Here is an 18,679-nt window from a genome sequence, read left to right as displayed (position 1 = left end):
AAGGTTCCACCTCTTCCCATTCCGAACAGAGAAGTTAAGCTTCGTCACGCCGATGGTACTGCGTAACAGTGGGAGAGTAGGTAGCCGCCGTTTTGGGATTCTCCCCCGGACATCAAACCGGGGGAGGATCCTTTTCTTTTTTTGAGATTATGCATTTATTTTCTTATATTTGCCCAGACTTACTATTGAATTTTAATATGGATACAATTCTGCCTTTTGCATTACTTTGTTTTACTTCCTTTTTTACATTAACTAATCCATTAGGAACTATGCCAGTATTTTTGACAATGACTAATGGACTGGAGGATAAAGAACGTAAACACATAGTGAAACGTGCCACTATTATTTCTTTTGTAATTTTGATGGCATTTACTTTTTTTGGTCAGTTCTTGTTTAAGTTCTTTGGTATTTCAACGAATGGATTTCGTATAGCTGCCGGAATTATTATTTTGAAAATTGGGTATGACATGTTGCAGGCCCGTTATACTAATACGAAGTTGAAAGATGAAGAAATTAAGACGTATGCTGATGATATTTCCATTACTCCTTTGTCTATTCCGATGCTGTGTGGTCCTGGAGCTATAGCGAATGGTATTATTATGATGAGTGATGCAGATAGTTGGGAATTAAAAGTGACGTTAGTGGCTGTTATTGCTATTGTCTATGTATTGACTTACATTATACTTTGTTTGTCAACTCGTCTAGTCAAGGTTATCGGAGAAACTGGAAATAATGTGATGATGCGTTTGATGGGGCTTATATTGATGGTGATTGCCGTGGAATGTTTTGTGAGCGGTATGAAACCGATTTTGATAGATATCATTCAATCTTCTTTATAAGTGTTTTTTATGATGGATGCGATTGTTTGGAGTGAAGTGCTCTGGAGTATATTCCGGATTCTTTATCTGGCAGTGATTGTGACTACTATATTTGTAGTCATTCTAGAAAATCGTAATCCGGTAAAGACCATGGCGTGGATACTTGTGCTTTTCTTTTTGCCGCTGGTAGGATTGGTGTTTTATTTCTTTTTTGGAAGAAGTACACGTCGGGAAAGGTTGATAAGCAAGAAAGGCTATTCACGTTTGAACAAAAGGCCGATGGCAGAATATCAGGCGCAAGAGGCTTTTTATGACTTGAATAATAAAAATCCATTGATATCCTTTTTCCGGAAAATCAATAGTGCTTTGCCGTTTGATGGAAATCAAGTAGCGGTTTATACAGATGGATATGCGATGTTACAGGCATTGATGCATGAAATTGGTCAGGCAAAGCACCACATTCATCTCCAATTTTATATTTTTGAAGACGATTCGGTAGGACGTTTGTTGCGGGATTTGCTGATAGATAAAGCACGTGAAGGAGTGAAAATACGCTTGCTGTACGATGATGTGGGTTGTTGGAAAGTAAATCCTTTGTTTTATGATGAGATGATGTGTGAGGGAATTGAGGTACAGAGTTTTCTGAAAGTCCGTTTTCCCCGTTTTACCAGTAAGGTTAATTATCGGAATCACCGGAAGATAGCGATTATTGATGGGAAAGTAGGATTTATCGGAGGTATGAATATCGCCGAACGTTATTTGCGTGGATTTTCGTGGGGGATTTGGCGTGATACGCATGTGTGTGTCAAAGGAAAGGCTGTATATGGTTTGCAGACGGCATTTTTGACTGATTGGTTTGTTGTGGACCGGATGTTACTTACTTCTTCTGAGTATTTTCCGAAAATGGAATGGCAAGGCAACGTGGTGGCGCAGATTGTAACTTCGGAACCGGTTGGAGATTGGCACGACATTATGCAAGGGCTTATCAAGGCTTTGTGTTCTTCCAAACGGTATTTTTATATTGAGAGTCCTTATTTGCTTCCTACAGAAGAAGTGGTGGTGGCATTGCAGACCGCTTCCCTTTCAGGGGTGGATGTACGGGTGATGTTGCCTAAGCGTGCGGATACGTATCTGACTCATAAAGGGTCTTTGTCTTATTTGGATGAATTGATGCGCGCGGGTGTTAAGGTTTATTTGTATAGGAAGGGCTTTTTGCATTCCAAACTATGGGTGTCGGATGATGAGTTTTCATCGGTCGGATCTACCAATATGGATTTTCGGAGTTTTGAGCACAATTTTGAGGCGAATGTCTTTTTTTATGATGTTGAAATGGCTTTGCGTCTGAAAGGAGTGTTTCTTGCCGACCAAAAGCATTGTCAGCTTTTGTCGCGCAAGTTATGGAGCCAGCGTTCATGGAAGAATAAGATAACCGAATCGGTTGTACGTTTGCTGGCTCCCTTGCTTTAGTGGAAAAATGAGAAGTTTACGCTTCCATAGTGCCGGTGTTCGGTGAAGTGCGGATGGCTTTCAAAGTTCTGGTTCTTTCCATGTTCCAAAACGAAAAGTCCGTCGGGTTTGAGCAGATTGTATTCGAATATCTTGTCTGGGATGCTTTCTAATTCCGGTAAAGCGTAGGGAGGGTCAGCAAAGATAAAATCGAATTGCTCCTTGCATTTACTGATGTATTTGAATACGTCACCTCGTATGGTCTTGCATTTGTCGGTCTTTATATCGCTCATGATTTTGCAGATAAAGGCATAGTGTTGAGGGTCTTTTTCTACTGATACGACTTTGTCGCATCCTCTTGACAAAAGCTCAATACTGATGCTTCCAGTTCCTGCAAACAGGTCGAGTGCCGTTACGTTGTTTTCGAAATCGAAATGATTGTTTAAGACATTGAAAAGGTTTTCTTTGGCAAAATCGGTAGTAGGACGAGCCTTGAAAGTATGGGGCACATCGAACCTCCGGTGTTTGTAGATTCCACTGATTACTCGCATATAAATAAAGATTGAATATCAAACGGAATCGTTTCCAGCGAAGTGTCGGAAGACTGCTGGAGTTCCGCCTGAGGGTTGTTGATTATGAATATTTTCCGGATGAATTGTCGGAGGAAACTAATTTGTCCGTGCAGTTCCTCTTTCGTAAGCCCTGTGAGATGCAGTTCATCTTTTTCTGTATCATAGTCTAATTGTTTCCAGATATTCAGCAGGTAATACGAACGGTCTTCATTGGTGCTTATCGGATAGGTATTGGCAAGTTGTAATCTGCCGTTAGAGAAACAGAATACTTCCATATTGTCGGCATGTATATTGGCATATATTTGCTGTGTTTGTCTTTGACGATTTTCTTTGGTAAAGTATTCTATCTGAGGGCTTACTGTAGCAAAAAAACGTGCACGAGGAAAATGCTCGGACAAAAATACGTGGGTTAGTTTGTCAATAGAGAACAATACTACCACATTACTGTTGCCCAGGATGTTGCATAAAACGATTTCATTGTTCTGTTTGGGTACGTTTTGGTAGAAAAGCATTTCCATTTGTTCGTCTTCGAAGAGTTCGAGGGGAACGGTAGTATACCGTAAAGTATGTATCAGGATGTTGGTTTGATGGTATATAACGTTCAGCTCAGGAGTTTGAGACAGGAAACCTTTTACATTGGCTGCCATCGAACGTTGCACGTTTACTGCGGTATGCTGGAAATAGATACGGCTTGCATCTGCCGGATGATAGGTTGCAAAAGAAAATCCCTCCGGACTGAGTCGGATAGAGAGAGTTTGGAATTCCGGTTGAGTCTGGTTGGTATCTTTTTCTGGCATATTCTTTCTTCTTTTTGCGTTTTTTGGTTTATATTCGTGTATAAAAATATGACTTCTGTTTTTAAGAGTGGACAAAGTTACTAAAATTTATAGGATAAGTATGCTGAACATCAAATTATTGGATCAGATAAAGCAAAATTTCTTTAATAAGCCAACTTCCGGGCAAGAATTAACGATGAATTTGTTCGTTGATTTTCTTCTCTCCTCTCAACCGGATACCGTTTTCTTGTTGAAAGGATATGCCGGAACAGGAAAAACCAGTCTGGTAAGTGCATTGGTGAGAACTCTCGACGGGATGAAGCAGAAATGTATATTGCTGGCTCCTACGGGGCGGGCGGCCAAAGTATTCGCGCTTCACTCCGGACATCCGGCTTACACCATCCACCGGCGTATTTACCGCCAGCGTACTTTTTCGAACGAGATGGATAATTTTACGATGAATGTCAATCTGCACCAGCACACGTTGTTCATTGTGGACGAAGCCTCGATGATATCCAATCTGGGCTTGTCGGGAAACGTGTTCGGGAGCGGACGCTTGCTGGACGACCTGATACAATATGTATATGGCGGGCAAGGGTGTAGGTTGGTGTTGGTGGGCGACACCGCCCAGCTGCCTCCTGTAGGCGAAGAAGAGAGTCCGGCACTCTCGGCAGATGTGTTGAGAGGGTATGGGTTGGAGGTCGTAGAGCAGGAGCTGACGCAAGTAGTCCGGCAGGAGTCTGAGTCGGGCATCTTGTACAATGCCACTTGCCTGCGCCGGAAAATGGCGGAAGAGTTTTCCGGAGAGCTTCCCCGCATACGGGTAGAGGGATTTCCCGATGTGCGTGTGGTGCCGGGGAGCGAACTGATAGAGACCCTCAACACCTGTTATGGGCGCGAGGGAATGGACGAAACCATCGTGATTTGCCGTTCGAACAAGCGGGCTAACCTTTATAACCAGGGAATACGGAATACGGTTCTTTATCGTGAGGATGAATTGAATGCGGGCGATATCCTGATGGTGGCGAAGAACAATTATTTTTGGGGAGCCGATGTCAAGGAACTGGATTTTATCGCCAACGGGGATATAGCCGTGGTACGCCGGGTGCGCCGGGTGCACGAGATGTATGGATTCCGTTTTGCCGATGTGCTTCTTGCGTTTCCTGATTACAACGATATTGAGCTGGAGGTGAAAATCCTGCTTGATACGCTCCATACCGATGCGCCGGCATTGCCCAAAGAGCATGCCGACCGTTTGTTTCATGCCGTGCTCGAAGATTACCAGGATATTACCACGAAAGCGGGGCGGATGAAGAAGATAAAGGCAGACCCGTGGTATAACGCTTTGCAGGTGAAGTATGCATACGCCGTAACGTGCCACAAAGCGCAGGGCGGGCAATGGCAAAACGTGTTCATCGATCAGGGGTATCTGACCGAGGATATGGTTTCGCCCGATTATTACCGCTGGCTTTATACGGCAATTACGCGTGCTAAAGGAACTTTGTATTTGGTGAACTGGCCTGAGAGCCAAAAGGAATAAAAAAGAAGTGCGCCCGATAGGACTCGAACCTACACGTCTCACGACACCAGATCCTAAGTCTGGCGCGGCTACCAATTACGCCACGGGCGCATGTCCATGTTAAAATGGAATTGCGGGTGCAAAGATAAGGCTTATTTTCGAAATCGCCAAATCTTTGTGTGAAATTTCACTACAGAGGTGCATAGAAACCGTTTCCGGGAAACCATTTCCTTATTGTCCTTTCAGCACCCGGCATGCCGTTTCTATCATGGTATCTTTCCCTTGGGCAATGTCTTCGCTTGTCATGTCTACTTTCACATCAGGGTCTATCCCAAATTCCAGATGGTTCATTTCGGGGTCGAGCATCGGGCTGGCAGAGAAACGGATGGACCAGCCGCAGGGGATTTCCGACGAGAAGGGAAGCCCTGAGCCTCCGCCTGTCTTGTCACCTACAAGGGTCACATTGGGAAACTGGTTCATGCTGTTCACAAAATCGTTGGTGGCACTATAGGCACGGCGGTTGGTGAGCACTACCACCGGCTTTTGCCACCGGATGCCGTCCGAAGGCTCGATGTAGACAGGTTTGGGGTTGGAAAAATCATCGTGGGCAGGTCCCGTCTTGTGGTACATATAGCCTACAAGCACCCGCTCGTTGGTGAAACGTGCCGCCAGTTTTTGTGCCGTAGTCAGGTTTCCGCCTCCGTTATCCCGTACATCTATAATCAGTCCGTCGCATACGGCAAGCGAGTTCAGGGTCTGGTCCAGATTTCCGTCTCCAATGCCGTTCGAGAAACTTTCGCAATAGATGTAGCCGATGTTGTTTTCCAGTATCGACCAGGTAATGCCCGACGAGTTCACATAGTCTTTTCCCAGGTAATTGCTCTGGATGCTGTCATTGAAATTATGGGGGAAGGCGTCAAACCATGCGCGGTATTGCGATGTGCCGATGGAACTGGACAGGTTGACATGCCCGTCTCTCAGCTCGTTCACCATGTCCGAGAGCACTTCGTAGAGGTTTTCCCACGTCATGTCGGACGTGATGCGCTGGGCGTAGCGGGTGTGCACTTCGTCCCAGTCCAGCCCGTATTCTTCGTGCTTGTATTCCAGAAAGCAATATTGTTCGTCAATGATTTTCCATAAAGACTCGAAGTTCGACTCGGGCGTATTGCCTGATATGTCTTCGCGGATGCAGGAGGCGAACAATGCCTGCACGGTGATGCATAGGTAGAGGATATATTTTCTCATGGTTTAAAACGGAGTTATTTTAGGTGGCGTGGTCATGTGTTTCTTTCCATGGAACAGGTACAGATTGCGCACGACGCCTATCATGAAGTCGTGCGAGTAGGTATGGCTTTTCAGGTTGTTTACCTTTGCTTGCTGGAGGTCGCATACGTAGCCCACACGCATCACCGTGTTTTCTACCGGGAAGTCGAGGGTAAGGAGCTGGCGCAGGGACGGGTTGTTGTGCAGGGAGGTGAACACTACGTTCCGTCCTCCGTTGCCCAGCGAGAATATTTCGTAATACGATTCGCCGAACTCAGGCGAGAACATCACGCCCAGCAGGGGCAGGTTCGCTTGCCAGCGTACCGTGAGCGGATAGTTCTTGATGCGGAACCGGTAGATGAGCATCCCTGATGCCCCTAAGCCCCCGTAGGCTTTTGCTTGGGCAGGGTTGTTCGAGTTGCGCCGGTTGTATACCACGCCTGCGTTCAGGTCAAGCATCGGACCGAAAAGTATCTTCAGTCCCTTGGCAGGGCGGAACTGGTAATGCAGGGCATAGCTCCAGTTCACCAGCCCGCCGTACGTATGGTTGGTCTGCGAGATGTTTTCGGTGTACGAGGCATGTAGCTGGAACAGGTTTTGCGCCGAAACGTTCCCGTCCATCAGGCGGGTCATCCGCATCGTTTCGTAGGCGAAGCGCACTTCTGGGCCTTCGTATTCCAAGGGCGAGAGATAGGTTTCGAATGTGTTGTTGTGTCCGGCTCCTATCATCACCGAGCGCATCACGTGGCGTGTGGCTTGCAGGGAGTCTTGCGCTTGGATACGGGTCGGAAGGCAGGTTAAGACTATCAGAATAAAAACACAGAGGCGCAGAGGCACAGAGGCTTTATTTTTTATTCTCAGTGTCTTTGTGTCTCTGTGTTCGATATAAATCAATGTTTTCATTCTTCTTCGTTATCGAATAGGTTCATTTGTCCGTTTTCGTCTTCGGATGTTCCGTTATCTTCTGTGTCGGGAACTTCTTCGGGTTCCGGCATGCGGGTAGGTTCCAGTTCGTTTACCTCGCCCACGGTGTAGGTGGTGAGGCGTTTGCCCTTAGCCTTGTAGCTCTTTATGCCTACAAAGTCGGATGCTTCTACTATCAGCGGTTCCCGGAACGCGTCGTGTCCGCCGAATACCACCTGGATGCGCGGATAGGCTTCGGGGCTGAGCAGGAGCAAACGGTTTTGCTTGTTCTCGCCCAAGTAGTTCTGGCGCTTGCTTGTCGCCTCGAAGCAGAAGCGTTTCAGGTATGGGTAGTTCTGCTGGTCGGCATCGTAGAGCACGGCGGTCCACACCTTGTCGGCATCAAACTTTTCGATGAGCCGGATATCGGGGTCGTAATGGTTGTTCAGGTCGAAGTCGGTAGTATAGAAGTCACCGTCTGTATGTACCACGAGGATGCGGTCATCGCTTTGGAACTCGCCTAAGTATTGTCCGCGCCCGTCGTAATTGAGGCGTAACACATCGTGGTCGAACCACACCTTGCGTCCGCCCAGGGTAGAGCCTCCGCGTTGTTTCAGCCCGATTTTGTGTACCTCGTACTTAGTGAGCAGATTGCCCATTGACTGGCGGCCCTTGATGTTGATGGTGCTGAAGTCGCGTTCGAACACCAGTTTCTTGATGCGCGGGTTGGGGCGCAGGGTCACTTTCACGGTTTCCGCCTCGCCGTTGGGGTTGGCGGTGAAGTAGACGATGCGCGAACCCGGTGTGCCTTGCGTCACGTCGTACTCGCGGTCGCGTATCATCGAAGTCACGTTGAAACGCTTGATGTAGTGGTATCCGTCTTTCCCGTCGCGGTAGATGACGTTGTAGATAGTACGCTTGTCGTTCTTCTTGAACACGTTGACGTAGAGGATGTTCTTGCCTACGAAGAGCTTGTCCTGTACGCGCACCACCTTGTATTTCCCGTCGCGGTAGAAGATGATTACATCGTCGATATCGGAACAGTTGCACACGAATTCGTCCTTTTTCAGCCCCGTGCCGATAAAGCCTTCCTCGCGGTTGATGTAGAGTTTTTCGTTGGCTTCCGCCACTTTTGTGGCTACGATGGTGTCGAAGTTTCGTATCTCGGTGCGGCGGGGGAACTGTGCTCCGTATTTCTCTTTCAGGCGGCGGAACCAGGCGATGGTATAGTCGGTAATGTGCGCCAGGTGGTTTTCGGTCTCTTCGATGTCCGCCTTCAGCCGGGCGATGTTCTCGTCCGCCTTGTCTTTGTTGAACTTCAGGATGCGTGCCATCTTGATTTCCATCAGGCGCAGGATGTCATCCTTGGTCACTTCGCGCACCATTTGGGGGTAGAACGGGGTGAGCCGCTCGTCGATGTGGGCACAGGCGGCGTCCATGTTTTCGGCTTGCTCGAAGCCGCGGTCTTTGTAGATGCGCTCTTCGATGAAGATTTTCTCCAGCGAGGCGAAGTGCAGGGTCTCCAGGGTCTCGTCGCGCTGTATTTCCAGTTCGCGGCGCAAGAGCCCGAGGGTGTGGTCGACCGACTTGCGGAGCACCGTGCCTACCGAGAGGAAATGCGGCTTCTTGTCCTCGATGACGCAGCAGTTGGGCGAGATGTTCACTTCGCAATCCGTAAAGGCATAAAGGGCGTCCAGCGTCTTGTCCGACGAGGCTCCGGGGGCGAGGTGTACCAGTATTTCCACCTTGTCGGCGGTATTGTCGTCTACCTTGCGCACCTTGATTTTTCCTTTTTCTACGGCTTTCAATATGGAGTCGATGAGCGACGATGTGGTTTTCCCGTAGGGAATTTCGCTGATGCAGAGTGTCTTGTTGTCTATTTTCGATATCTTGGCACGTACGCGCACCACTCCGCCCCGCTCGCCGTCGTTGTAGCGCGACACGTCTACCGCCCCTCCGGTCTGGAAGTCGGGGTAGAGGTGGAACTCTTCGCCGTGCAGGTAAGCGATGGCTGCATCGCATAACTCATTGAAGTTGTGAGGCAGGATTTTCGATGAAAGTCCTACGGCGATGCCTTCTACGCCCTGTGCCAGCAACAGGGGGAACTTGACCGGCAGGGTTACGGGTTCGCGGTTGCGCCCGTCGTAAGAGGCCTGCCATTCGGTGGTCTTGGGATTGAACACCACGTCGAGGGCGAATTTCGACAAGCGTGCTTCGATGTATCGGGGGGCGGCTGCATCGTCGCCCGTGAGGATGTTTCCCCAGTTTCCCTGGCAATCGATGAGCAGGTCTTTCTGCCCCAGCTGCACCAGCGCGTCGCCGATGGAAGCGTCGCCGTGCGGATGGAACTGCATGGTATGCCCCACGATGTTCGCCACCTTGTTGTAGCGTCCGTCGTCCAGCCGTTTCATGGCGTGCAGGATGCGCCGCTGCACCGGTTTCAGTCCGTCGTTGATGTGGGGTACGGCACGTTCCAGAATGACGTACGAGGCATAGTCGAGGAACCAGTTCTGATACATTCCGCTCAGCTGGTATTTCACTGCCTTGTCCGCCGGCGAGGCGGGCTTGTAATTCGTATCCGATTCTTTTTCAGGTATATCCGTTGTTTCGTTTTTGTCTAATGTGTCGTCGCTCATAATTGTTTTCTGCTTGATGCAAATGTACGGATAATTATTGGAAAAAACAAGTGCTTTGATGAATGGAATGGAACGCAGAGATGCAGAAGCACAGGGGCCTCCGTTGCACAGTTACAACCGTTACAATTGTTACAATTACAGTTGATGTAAGTTGAAAATCAGATAGCGGGAAAAACTTGTTATAAATTATATATTATATATATTTATATATAAATATATATAATATATAATTTTAATAGGTGGATTTCTTTTTTTGTCCGGGATTGAAAAAGCATTTTACATTAACTGTAATTGTAACAATTGTAACGCATAGCAATGGGATAAGGCCCTTTCAAAAACGGCTTTTATCGGATATAGCTGCATCGTGCCGGGGATATACGTGCATAGCCCGGTGCAGATAGGTGCGTGTGTCATGCAATATATATATTCCCTATCGCAGTTAGAAGCTGTTTTGAATTTATCGTGCGATGATTTGGGATGAGTTTTTGAGGCATTTTCGCTTCTGTGATGAGGAAGATAGCGGGCTATCTGACGAAGAACAGGAGCGAAAAAGACCAAAAAATCGCCCAAAGCACACACGAAAACGGATACATCAAGCCAAGAAAAACTTTTTGGAGAAATTCAAAACAGCTTCTTAGTCTGTTTTCCGTAACGAGCGGAGTACCGGAATCGCTACGGGCAGGGCGAAGATGAACGAACAGAAGTCGGCTACGGCCTGGCTCATCTCTACCCCTTGCAGACCTAAGCAGTGGGGTAGCAGGATGATAAAGGGGATGAAGAACAGCCCTTGGCGTGCGGAGGCAAGCAACACGGCACGTACGGGCTTGCGGATGGTTTGGAGCAGCATGTTGCAAAGGATGACCCACGTGCCCAATGGCAATGTGATAAGCTGCCAGCGCAAGGCACGCGCACCTACGGCGATTACCTCGGCGTCGTCTTCGCGGAACCATGCCACGATTTCGGGTGCGTAGATGTAGCCGACAATTGAGCAGAGGGTGAGAAACACTACCCCTACTTTTACGCAGAACCAGAAGCCTTGTTGTACGCGTGGGTAGATACCTGCGCCGTAATTGTAGCCGCATACGGGCTGGAAGCCTTGGCCGAAACCGATGAGGAAAGAGTTGATGAACATGCAGATACGTCCCACGATAGACATGCCCGCAATGGCGGCGTCGCCATACCGTCCGGCGGCTACGTTGAGCAGGATGGCGGCAAGGCTTGCCAGTCCCTGCCGGCAGAGCGAGGGGCTTCCTCCGTAAAGGATTTCGCGGAAATAAGCTGGTTGTGGCGTGAAGTTGCTCAGGCGGATGCGGATGTTTTCTCCCCGGCTGTCCATGTAGAGCAGGATGCCGAAGCTGCACACCTGTCCGCACAGCGTGGCGTATGCCGCTCCGGCGATGCCCATGCCGCATACGAAGATGAACAGCGGAGCCAGCCCGATGTTGAGCACCGTGCCGGCGGTGATGCCCACCATGGCGTAGGCGGCGTTGCCCTGAAAGCGCATTTGGTTGTTCAGCACCAGCGACGATGCCATGAAGGGCGCTCCCAGCAGGATGATGCCCAGATAGGTCTCGGTATAGGGCAGGATAGTGGGGGTAGAGCCCAATATGCGGCAGATAGGGGTCAGGAACAGGAGCCCGAAAAGCGTGATGAGGCATCCCATGATGAAGGCGCTGAAAAATCCCGTTGCCGCCATTTTCTCGGCACTTTGATAGTCGCGTGCCCCCAACCGGCGCGAGATGAAATTGCCCGACCCGTGTCCGAAGAAGAATCCGAACGCCTGTATGATAGCCATGACCGAGAAGGAAATCCCTACGGCGGCGGTGGCCTGGGTGTTGATTTTCCCTACGAAATAGGTATCTATCATCACGTAGAATGAAGTGACCAGCATGCTGACGATGGTGGGTATGGCAAGCGACCCTATCAGCCGGGGGATGGGGGCGGTGGTCATCAGGGTATATTTGTCGATGTGCTTGTGTTTCATAACCGTTTTTTCATGGATTGCCGGTGCAAATTTAGTGAATTTGGCGGACGGTGGACTGAAAAAGGAAGAAAAAGATTGGCGCTTTCAGAAGAAAGGTGTATATTTGCAAAAATGGAGGATGAAAGGAAAACAAATAAGCAAGTGATGCTTGGCGAACTTGGAAAATATTGTATTGATATTTCTAAGTTAGTTTTTGGTGGCGTGGTTTTGGCTGGTATTATGAAACTGGACGTAAATCGTGCCTTGTTGTTCGGATTGGGAACAGTTGTTGTCTTATTGACGGTAGCTGCGGGTCTTATATGTATATTATTGGCAAATTCTAATAAAGAAAAATGAGTTATGGAATTGATTTTGTTTTTGTCTTTTTTCGGATTGATAGCTTTAGGGATTATTATGTGGGGAGTGAATCAGTTGCGGAAACAGCAATCTCATAAAATCTCATAAAAGCATTGGATGAATGCGTGTAGTAAGCAAGATTTGAGGGCTATACGGATTCTTTTGCTTATCTTTGACCTCAACCAAAAGAATAAAACTATGGAACAGGCTGCTTTTACCCGCGAGGAACTGATGCGCAGGCTGGAGGAACACCGGAGGAAGAAAAAAGTACTTATTGAAACCATACAGAAAGAAATGCACGACCGTATTAAGGAACGTACGGGAGAGGATGTGACATCTTTTAATGTGTGGTGATATGATGACATTGGATTTTTTGTCACGCTGGATTTGTAATCCAGCGTAATTCTGCGTGCGGAACCGTAGGTCGGCGAAGCCAATTGCAATCCGCATCATCAGCTAATGGTTCCGGATTACAAATCCGGCGTGACACACGACCGCAAATACTCATTTAATTATTTAAGCTCGACGATAACGGACGATGAAGGCGTGGAGAACATTGTTGCCCTCTTGTTCCGCATCGACCATCCGCGGGCGGTGCAAATCAGTGGGGAGTTTGCACGTGCGGTGCAGCTCTTTCACGAGAAGCCCGAATGAAAACGGGGCGATTTGTTCCTGATTCGCATAAATTAATAAACTTGTGCTTCTTTTTTATGGATAAATCCGTATCTTTGTGCGCATTTATGAGTTTCGGAATTAATAATTTAAAGATAAAGAAAAATGGCACAAGAAGACGTTTTCAAGAAATTGGTTTCGCATTGTAAGGAATATGGCTTTGTGTTTCCGTCGAGTGAAATTTACGACGGACTGGGAGCCGTTTACGACTATGGACAGAACGGTGTGGAACTGAAAAACAACATCAAGCAATACTGGTGGCAGAGCATGGTGCTCTTGCACGAAAATATCGTGGGAATCGATTCGGCAATCTTCATGCACCCCACTATCTGGAAGGCTTCGGGGCACGTAGACGCATTTAACGACCCGCTTATCGACAACCGCGACTCGAAAAAGCGTTATCGTGCCGATGTGCTGATTGAAGACCAGATTGCGAAATACGACGAAAAGATAAACAAGGAGGTGGCAAAGGCCGCCAAGAAATACGGCGATGCTTTCGACGAGCAGGAATTCCGTTCGACCAATGCACGCGTGCTGGAGCATCAGGCGAAGCGTGACGCCCTGCACGAACGCTATACACAGGCGATGAATGCCGGACCGGACCTGAACGAGCTGCGCCAGATTATCCTGGACGAAGAAATCGTGTGTCCCATCTCGGGCACGAAGAACTGGACCGAGGTGCGCCAGTTTAACCTGATGTTCTCTACCGAAATGGGCTCTACCGCCGATGGCTCGATGAAAGTCTACCTTCGTCCGGAAACCGCACAAGGTATTTTCGTGAACTATCTGAACGTGCAGAAGACGGGGCGCATGAAAATCCCCTTCGGCATCGCCCAGATAGGCAAGGCGTTCCGCAATGAAATCGTGGCACGCCAGTTCATCTTCCGCATGCGCGAGTTCGAACAGATGGAAATGCAGTTCTTCGTTAAGCCGGGCACCGAGCTGGAATGGTTTAAGAAGTGGAAGGAAACCCGCCTGAAATGGCACAAGGCGCTGGGCTTCGGTGATGACCATTACCGTTATCACGACCACGAGAAGCTGGCGCATTACGCCAATGCAGCTACCGACATCGAGTTCCTGATGCCGTTCGGGTTCAAGGAAGTGGAAGGCATCCACTCGCGCACCAACTTCGACCTGAGCCAGCACGAGAAGTTCTCGGGCAAGAGCATCAAGTATTTCGACCCCGAAATCAACGAATCTTATACTCCGTATGTCATCGAGACTTCTATCGGCGTAGACCGTATGTTCCTGAGCGTGATGAGTGCTTCGTACACGGAAGAGAAGCTGGAAAACGGCGAGACACGCGTGGTGTTGAAGCTCCCTGCCGCCCTGGCTCCGGTGAAGCTTGCCGTGATGCCGTTGGTGAAGAAAGACGGGCTGCCCGAAAAGGCGCGCGAGATTATGGACGACTTGAAGTTCCATTTCCATTGCCAGTACGACGAGAAGGACTCTATCGGCAAGCGTTACCGCCGTCAGGATGCCATCGGTACGCCGTATTGCGTAACGGTAGACCATCAGACGCTGGAAGACAACTGCGTGACGTTGCGTAACCGCGATACGATGGAGCAGGAGCGTGTGGCTATTGCCGACCTGAACAATATTATCGCCGACAAGGTGAGCATCACCAGTCTGCTGAAAACCTTGCAATAATGAAAAGGTCGATGAAGACATATTGTGTCAGGCTATGGATACTCGGTATGGTAATGTGTGTCTTTGCTTCGTGTAGCGACGATACACCTACCGCCGACCCATACGCCGATTGGGAAGCGCGCAACGTAGCTTATATAGACTCCATTGCTGATGTTGTAGCCAATCCGCCTGCTGGAGAAACATGGTACCGTTATGCGAACTATAAAATCCAGAACGATGGAATGGGTACAGATTTAACCCTGACCAACTCAGATTATGTGTACGTAAAGGATTTGACGGAAGCGGATGCTGAATTAGGTGAAACACCGTTTGCAACCGATACGGTAGCGGTACATTATCGCGGATGGTTGATAAACGGAGAAGTGTTCGACCAAAGCTATAGTGGAGATTGGAACGCGGAAATTCACACACCTGTTTCCTTTGTGGTTTGTGGCGCAGATAGTTATGGAAATTCAACCGGAGTAATAACAGGTTGGGCCACAGCTTTGCTTCACATGCAAGAAGGCGAACATTGGGAAGTCTATATACCCTATCAGTTAGCATACGGAGAGGCGGGATATGGAGACATACGCGGTTATTCCACATTGGCGTTTGATATGCGTCTGGAGAGGGTGATACATCCGAAAGGCCCGGACGACCGAAGCCGGAAAGCAATTTCTCTGGCAACGGAAAATCAGGTATCCGTTGACGAATAATCCGCGGTATAACCTCACTGCATTGCATGATAAAAGAACAAATATCGGAGATAAGGCTGGTTACAGAGCTTTATCTCCGATGTTGTTTTTATACTTATTTTTGAATTATATTGTGTGAAAAATTCCGCTCCGGATTCGTCTTGGAACATAAGGACATAAAAAAAGGAGTACCGCTGTACTCCAACCTTTTGTTAACCTTAAATCTAATACTATGAAAAACACATTGCAAATGTACGGACTTTTATTGAATCTGCAAATAATCCAGAGGAAAATATCTGTTTTATAACATTGTTTAAGATATCGGCGCCGGATATTAGGGATATTGAAAGGCTTTTTAGTTATCTTTGCCGATGTAAAAGTATAAAAAGAAGATAACAAGACTATGGCATTTAACGCGACAAAGAAAGAATGGAGTGAACTCTATGCGTTTTTCCGTTTGCTGGCAGACGGACAGGTGTATGCCGGTACGCCGGATGTGAAACAGAATGAAGCTGTGTGCCTGCCGGTGGCTATGGTGCAACGTGAAGAACACGATGGGACACGCCGGTACGTAATCGGGAAGAATGAAGTGAGGATATGTGGAGAACAAATGGATAAGCGCGTTCCGAGGGAAGATTTTGCTACGGTATCGGAACTGGTATTACAGGCTTTGCGTGAATCGGAAACCGATGATGTTGCCTCGCCCGAAGGAGTGGAAGGCTTCTTGGACGAAGTGGCGATATACAATCTGGAAGCCAAAACCGATGACCGTACCGATTTTAAGGTAGCGTTCTATCGTGAAGACGCGCCCTTGACGGGCTTCTGTGTGCGTTCGAGGCTGGGAGCATTATATCCCTTGCTGGACGGTGGGAGGGCTGCAAACTTCAAGTTCGAGCAGACTGGCATCAAGTTTCCGGTACCTGCTGTGGCAAAAATCAATGCCTTTGGTGAGGAAGAAGATGTATTGGGGCGTATGCTGATGATAGAACGTATGGGAGGAAACTTGAAGTATAATGATGTGGCTGACAAGATTTTCCGCAGCAACCTCTCGATGATAGACCTGCACATGGGACGCTTGTTGGGTGAAATGACCCGGCTGATGTGGCTGGAGGGCAAGACTAAGGTATCCGATTTGACAGAAGCCATCAGGCAGCTTAACCCGCTGAAGATTAAGGATGAATTGATTGTCAAGCACGGTTTCTACGATTATAAGATAAAAGAATTCCTGCTTGCCGTTGCTACCGGTATGCGTCCGGCAAAGATATACAACGGCATCGATTCGGCTATCGACGGATGCTTGTTGGTGACGGGAAATGGAGATGTGCTTTGTTACCAGCGGGCTTTCCGCCAGGTATTTGCCGACTTCCTTTTCTACAATACGCGTCTGGAAAAAGGTTCTACCTCTAAAGACAAGTATGGCTATCTGGAGCGTGAGAACGGTGTGTATTATTTTAAGCTGAATCTGAAAGTAGGACTGACGAAACGGTGATGAAATCTTTCCGCTACAGGTTATACGGATTTTATCTTTGAATACAGACAACACACAAGTGTAGTACATTAGTAAATAAAAAATACGACTATGGAACAAGAAGGGAAAATGATTATTTATCAGGTGTTCACCCGTTTGTTCGGAAACAAAGGGCTCCGCAATAAGATAAATGGAACCTTAAGTGAAAACGGGTGTGGAAAAATGGATGATTTTACCAACAAGGCCTTGCACGAGATCAAGAAGCTGGGCGCTACTCATATCTGGTACACGGGTATCCTCGCCCATGCTTCGCAGACCGATTATTCGGCTTACGGCATTCCGCGCAACCATCCGGCAGTAGTGAAGGGAAAAGCGGGCTCGCCATATGCTATCCGTGATTATTACGATGTAGACCCGGACTTGGCTGTTCATGTAGACCGCCGCATGGAAGAGTTTGAGGCTTTGGTGCAACGCTCGCACACAAACGGGTTGAAGGTGATTATCGATTTTGTCCCCAATCATGTGGCGCGTCAGTACCATTCGATAGCTAAGCCCGAAGGTGTGAAAGATCTGGGTGAGGATGATGACCCGTCGAAGGCATTTGCTCCGGATAATAATTTTTATTATATTCCCGGTGCCCATCTTGGCGGTGAGATAGATTTTTATGATGAAGAGCAGGGATTGTATGATGAGATGCCTGCCAAGGCTACTGGCAACGACCGTTTTGATGCTTACCCCAACAAGACCGATTGGTATGAAACGGTAAAACTGAACTATGGTGTAGACTACATAGGCAATACGGGCAATCATTTCGATCCCGAGCCGGACACGTGGCACAAGATGTTGGATATCCTGTTGTTTTGGGCTTCGAAAGGCATCGACGGTTTCCGGTGCGACATGGCAGAGATGGTGCCTTGCGAGTTTTGGGGCTGGGTCATCCCGAAAGTGAAGGCGCATTATCCGGCATTGGTCTTTATTGCCGAGGTATACAATCCGGATGAATACCGTAATTACATCTATAAAGGGCATTTCGATTATCTGTATGATAAGGTGGGGCTGTATGATACCTTGCGTGCATTGGTGTGCGGATATACATCGGCAACCGCCATTACCGGGTGTTGGCAGTGTGTGAATGACATCCAGCCGCACATGTTGAACTTCCTGGAGAATCATGACGAACAGCGTATCGCTTCCGATTTCTTTGCGGGCGATGCACGCAAGGGGCTTCCGGCATTGCTGGTTTCGGCTTGCATGAACACCAATCCGATGATGATTTATTTCGGGCAGGAATTGGGTGAGGAAGGAATGGATTCGGAAGGCTTTAGCGGACGTGACGGGCGCACCACGATATTCGACTATTGGAGCATCCCCAGCATCCGCCGTTGGAGCAATCACGGGCGTTACAACCTGCATTTGCTGAACGCTAAAGAAAAGGAAATCCGTCGCTATTACCAACATGTGCTCAACCTGTGTCAAACAGAAGCTGCACTTTCCAAGGGGAGTTTCTTCGACCTGATGTATGTCAATCAGGGCGGCTGGCTGATGAACGAGCACCGCCAGTATGCATTCTTGCGCAAGTATGGCAAGGAAGTGATTCTGGTTGTGGCAAACTTTGAGGCTATCCCCGTGCATATCGGTGTGACTATTCCGCAACATGCATTCGATTTTCTTCATCTGCCTTCGTTTGCACGGTGCAATGTCACTGACCTGCTGACCGGAAAGGAAGAAATCATCTCGTGGATGCCTGATAAGGCGGTCACGATAGATGTGCCGGCACTGGGCGGGAAGATGCTGAAGCTTTCTTTTTGAATTTATGCGGCAAATGTAGAAGCTGTTTTGAATTTATCGTGCGCTGATTTGGGATGAGTTTTTGAGGCATTTTCGCTTCTGTGATGAGGAAGATAGCGGGCTATCTGACGAAGAACAGGAGCGAAAAGAACCAAAAAATCGCCCAAAGCACAC

Annotated in this window: 17 protein-coding genes, 1 tRNA gene and 1 rRNA gene; 12 read left to right on the top strand and 7 right to left on the bottom strand. The window is 48.2% G+C overall.

All coding sequences use genetic code 11. From position 1 onward, the window contains the following. The 3 genes from rrf to cls form a co-directional block, all read left to right on the top strand. Positions 1–93 (top strand): 5S ribosomal RNA (rrf, locus tag B5F78_RS12600); the annotation flags it as partial. Positions 94–197: 104 nt separating this feature from the next. Beyond that, entirely contained in the window at positions 198–839 is a 642-nt protein-coding gene (locus B5F78_RS12595) for a MarC family protein (RefSeq protein WP_087213307.1), read from the top strand. A 9-nt stretch (positions 840–848) separates the two neighbouring features. After that, positions 849–2,285, top strand: a complete 1,437-nt coding sequence (gene cls / locus B5F78_RS12590) for a cardiolipin synthase (protein ID WP_087406871.1) — start codon at positions 849–851, stop codon at positions 2,283–2,285. Here the strand turns inward: cls and B5F78_RS12585 are convergent. Next, a complete protein-coding gene (locus B5F78_RS12585; protein WP_022039405.1) occupies positions 2,282–2,815 on the bottom strand; it encodes an RsmD family RNA methyltransferase in 534 nt (177 codons plus the stop codon). The two genes, cls and B5F78_RS12585, sit on opposite strands and share 4 nt — an antisense overlap. Beyond that, positions 2,806–3,633, bottom strand: a complete 828-nt coding sequence (locus tag B5F78_RS12580) for a DUF3822 family protein (RefSeq protein ID WP_087406867.1) — start codon at positions 3,631–3,633, stop codon at positions 2,806–2,808. The genes B5F78_RS12585 and B5F78_RS12580 overlap by 10 nt, the downstream gene beginning before the upstream one ends. A 100-nt stretch (positions 3,634–3,733) precedes the next feature. On the opposite strand from B5F78_RS12580, the gene B5F78_RS12575 reads away from it, so the two are divergent. Continuing rightward, positions 3,734–5,152: an ATP-dependent DNA helicase gene (locus B5F78_RS12575; RefSeq protein ID WP_087406866.1), complete on the top strand. Its 1,419-nt coding sequence runs from the start codon at positions 3,734–3,736 to the stop codon at positions 5,150–5,152. Between the two features lie 8 nt (positions 5,153–5,160). Here the strand turns inward: B5F78_RS12575 and B5F78_RS12570 are convergent. From B5F78_RS12570 to B5F78_RS12555, 4 genes are all read right to left on the bottom strand, one after another. Continuing rightward, positions 5,161–5,242: transfer RNA gene (locus B5F78_RS12570), tRNA-Leu, on the bottom strand. Between the two features lie 120 nt (positions 5,243–5,362). Then, entirely contained in the window at positions 5,363–6,376 is a 1,014-nt protein-coding gene (locus B5F78_RS12565) for a S41 family peptidase (RefSeq protein ID WP_087406865.1), read from the bottom strand. Positions 6,377–6,379: 3 nt separating this feature from the next. Continuing rightward, the gene (locus tag B5F78_RS12560; RefSeq protein ID WP_087406864.1) at positions 6,380–7,297 is read right to left on the bottom strand and encodes a DUF3316 domain-containing protein; all 918 of its coding nucleotides are present in this window, start codon (positions 7,295–7,297) and stop codon (positions 6,380–6,382) included. Beyond that, entirely contained in the window at positions 7,294–9,933 is a 2,640-nt protein-coding gene (locus B5F78_RS12555; protein ID WP_087212415.1) for a DNA gyrase/topoisomerase IV subunit A, read from the bottom strand. Before B5F78_RS12555 ends, B5F78_RS12560 begins: the two co-directional genes overlap by 4 nt. A 467-nt stretch (positions 9,934–10,400) precedes the next feature. On the opposite strand from B5F78_RS12555, the gene B5F78_RS12550 reads away from it, so the two are divergent. Next, positions 10,401–10,571 (top strand): hypothetical protein, encoded by a 171-nt coding sequence (locus B5F78_RS12550; RefSeq protein ID WP_158098125.1) that lies wholly within the window; start codon positions 10,401–10,403, stop codon positions 10,569–10,571. Here B5F78_RS12550 and B5F78_RS12545 read toward each other — a convergent pair. Continuing rightward, on the bottom strand, positions 10,568–11,917 hold the full coding sequence (locus B5F78_RS12545) for an MATE family efflux transporter (protein ID WP_022039399.1): 1,350 nt from the start codon (positions 11,915–11,917) through the stop codon (positions 10,568–10,570). The two genes, B5F78_RS12550 and B5F78_RS12545, sit on opposite strands and share 4 nt — an antisense overlap. A 12-nt stretch (positions 11,918–11,929) precedes the next feature. On the opposite strand from B5F78_RS12545, the gene B5F78_RS12540 reads away from it, so the two are divergent. From B5F78_RS12540 to B5F78_RS12510, 7 genes are all read left to right on the top strand, one after another. Then, positions 11,930–12,253: a DUF6722 family protein gene (locus B5F78_RS12540; protein WP_239473490.1), complete on the top strand. Its 324-nt coding sequence runs from the start codon at positions 11,930–11,932 to the stop codon at positions 12,251–12,253. A gap of 198 nt (positions 12,254–12,451) precedes the next feature. Next, positions 12,452–12,607, top strand: coding sequence for a hypothetical protein (locus B5F78_RS17305; RefSeq protein WP_162608546.1), 156 nt, complete (start codon positions 12,452–12,454; stop codon positions 12,605–12,607). Positions 12,608–12,712: 105 nt separating this feature from the next. Next, the gene (locus B5F78_RS12530) at positions 12,713–12,907 is read left to right on the top strand and encodes a hypothetical protein (protein WP_087249615.1); all 195 of its coding nucleotides are present in this window, start codon (positions 12,713–12,715) and stop codon (positions 12,905–12,907) included. 123 nt (positions 12,908–13,030) lie between these two features. Beyond that, positions 13,031–14,575, top strand: a complete 1,545-nt coding sequence (locus tag B5F78_RS12525; RefSeq protein WP_013617809.1) for a glycine--tRNA ligase — start codon at positions 13,031–13,033, stop codon at positions 14,573–14,575. Positions 14,576–14,586: 11 nt separating this feature from the next. Then, complete coding sequence (locus tag B5F78_RS12520; protein ID WP_087406868.1) at positions 14,587–15,270, top strand: FKBP-type peptidyl-prolyl cis-trans isomerase; 684 nt, start codon at positions 14,587–14,589, stop codon at positions 15,268–15,270. 382 nt (positions 15,271–15,652) lie between these two features. Beyond that, positions 15,653–16,738 (top strand): HpaII family restriction endonuclease, encoded by a 1,086-nt coding sequence (locus B5F78_RS12515; RefSeq protein ID WP_087212401.1) that lies wholly within the window; start codon positions 15,653–15,655, stop codon positions 16,736–16,738. Between the two features lie 90 nt (positions 16,739–16,828). Then, complete coding sequence (locus B5F78_RS12510; RefSeq protein ID WP_087406862.1) at positions 16,829–18,526, top strand: alpha-amylase family glycosyl hydrolase; 1,698 nt, start codon at positions 16,829–16,831, stop codon at positions 18,524–18,526. Positions 18,527–18,679: the final 153 nt, after the last annotated feature.

The organism is Bacteroides sp. An279 (assembly GCF_002159615.1).
GTDB lineage: Bacteria > Bacteroidota > Bacteroidia > Bacteroidales > Bacteroidaceae > Phocaeicola > Phocaeicola intestinalis.
The sequence above is the reverse complement of the archived record's forward strand: the minus strand, read 5'-3'. Positions and strand labels throughout refer to the sequence as shown.

What these genes read in the sequence shown, in the direction of transcription:
- B5F78_RS12510 (WP_087406862.1), top strand. Translation starts at nt 16,829, where the DNA reads ATGGAACAAGAAGGGAAAATGATTATTTATCAGGTGTTCACCCGTTTG.
- B5F78_RS12530 (WP_087249615.1), top strand. Translation starts at nt 12,713, where the DNA reads ATGGTTCCGGATTACAAATCCGGCGTGACACACGACCGCAAATACTCA.
- B5F78_RS12520 (WP_087406868.1), top strand. Translation starts at nt 14,587, where the DNA reads ATGAAGACATATTGTGTCAGGCTATGGATACTCGGTATGGTAATGTGT.
- B5F78_RS12555 (WP_087212415.1), bottom strand. Translation starts at nt 9,933, where the DNA reads ATGAGCGACGACACATTAGACAAAAACGAAACAACGGATATACCTGAA.
- B5F78_RS12550 (WP_158098125.1), top strand. Translation starts at nt 10,401, where the DNA reads ATGATTTGGGATGAGTTTTTGAGGCATTTTCGCTTCTGTGATGAGGAA.
- B5F78_RS12540 (WP_239473490.1), top strand. Translation starts at nt 11,930, where the DNA reads ATGGATTGCCGGTGCAAATTTAGTGAATTTGGCGGACGGTGGACTGAA.
- B5F78_RS12595 (WP_087213307.1), top strand. Translation starts at nt 198, where the DNA reads ATGGATACAATTCTGCCTTTTGCATTACTTTGTTTTACTTCCTTTTTT.
- B5F78_RS12545 (WP_022039399.1), bottom strand. Translation starts at nt 11,917, where the DNA reads ATGAAACACAAGCACATCGACAAATATACCCTGATGACCACCGCCCCC.
- B5F78_RS12565 (WP_087406865.1), bottom strand. Translation starts at nt 6,376, where the DNA reads ATGAGAAAATATATCCTCTACCTATGCATCACCGTGCAGGCATTGTTC.
- B5F78_RS12560 (WP_087406864.1), bottom strand. Translation starts at nt 7,297, where the DNA reads ATGAAAACATTGATTTATATCGAACACAGAGACACAAAGACACTGAGA.
- B5F78_RS12585 (WP_022039405.1), bottom strand. Translation starts at nt 2,815, where the DNA reads ATGCGAGTAATCAGTGGAATCTACAAACACCGGAGGTTCGATGTGCCC.
- B5F78_RS12580 (WP_087406867.1), bottom strand. Translation starts at nt 3,633, where the DNA reads ATGCCAGAAAAAGATACCAACCAGACTCAACCGGAATTCCAAACTCTC.
- B5F78_RS17305 (WP_162608546.1), top strand. Translation starts at nt 12,452, where the DNA reads ATGGAACAGGCTGCTTTTACCCGCGAGGAACTGATGCGCAGGCTGGAG.
- B5F78_RS12575 (WP_087406866.1), top strand. Translation starts at nt 3,734, where the DNA reads ATGCTGAACATCAAATTATTGGATCAGATAAAGCAAAATTTCTTTAAT.
- cls (WP_087406871.1), top strand. Translation starts at nt 849, where the DNA reads ATGATGGATGCGATTGTTTGGAGTGAAGTGCTCTGGAGTATATTCCGG.
- B5F78_RS12515 (WP_087212401.1), top strand. Translation starts at nt 15,653, where the DNA reads ATGGCATTTAACGCGACAAAGAAAGAATGGAGTGAACTCTATGCGTTT.
- B5F78_RS12525 (WP_013617809.1), top strand. Translation starts at nt 13,031, where the DNA reads ATGGCACAAGAAGACGTTTTCAAGAAATTGGTTTCGCATTGTAAGGAA.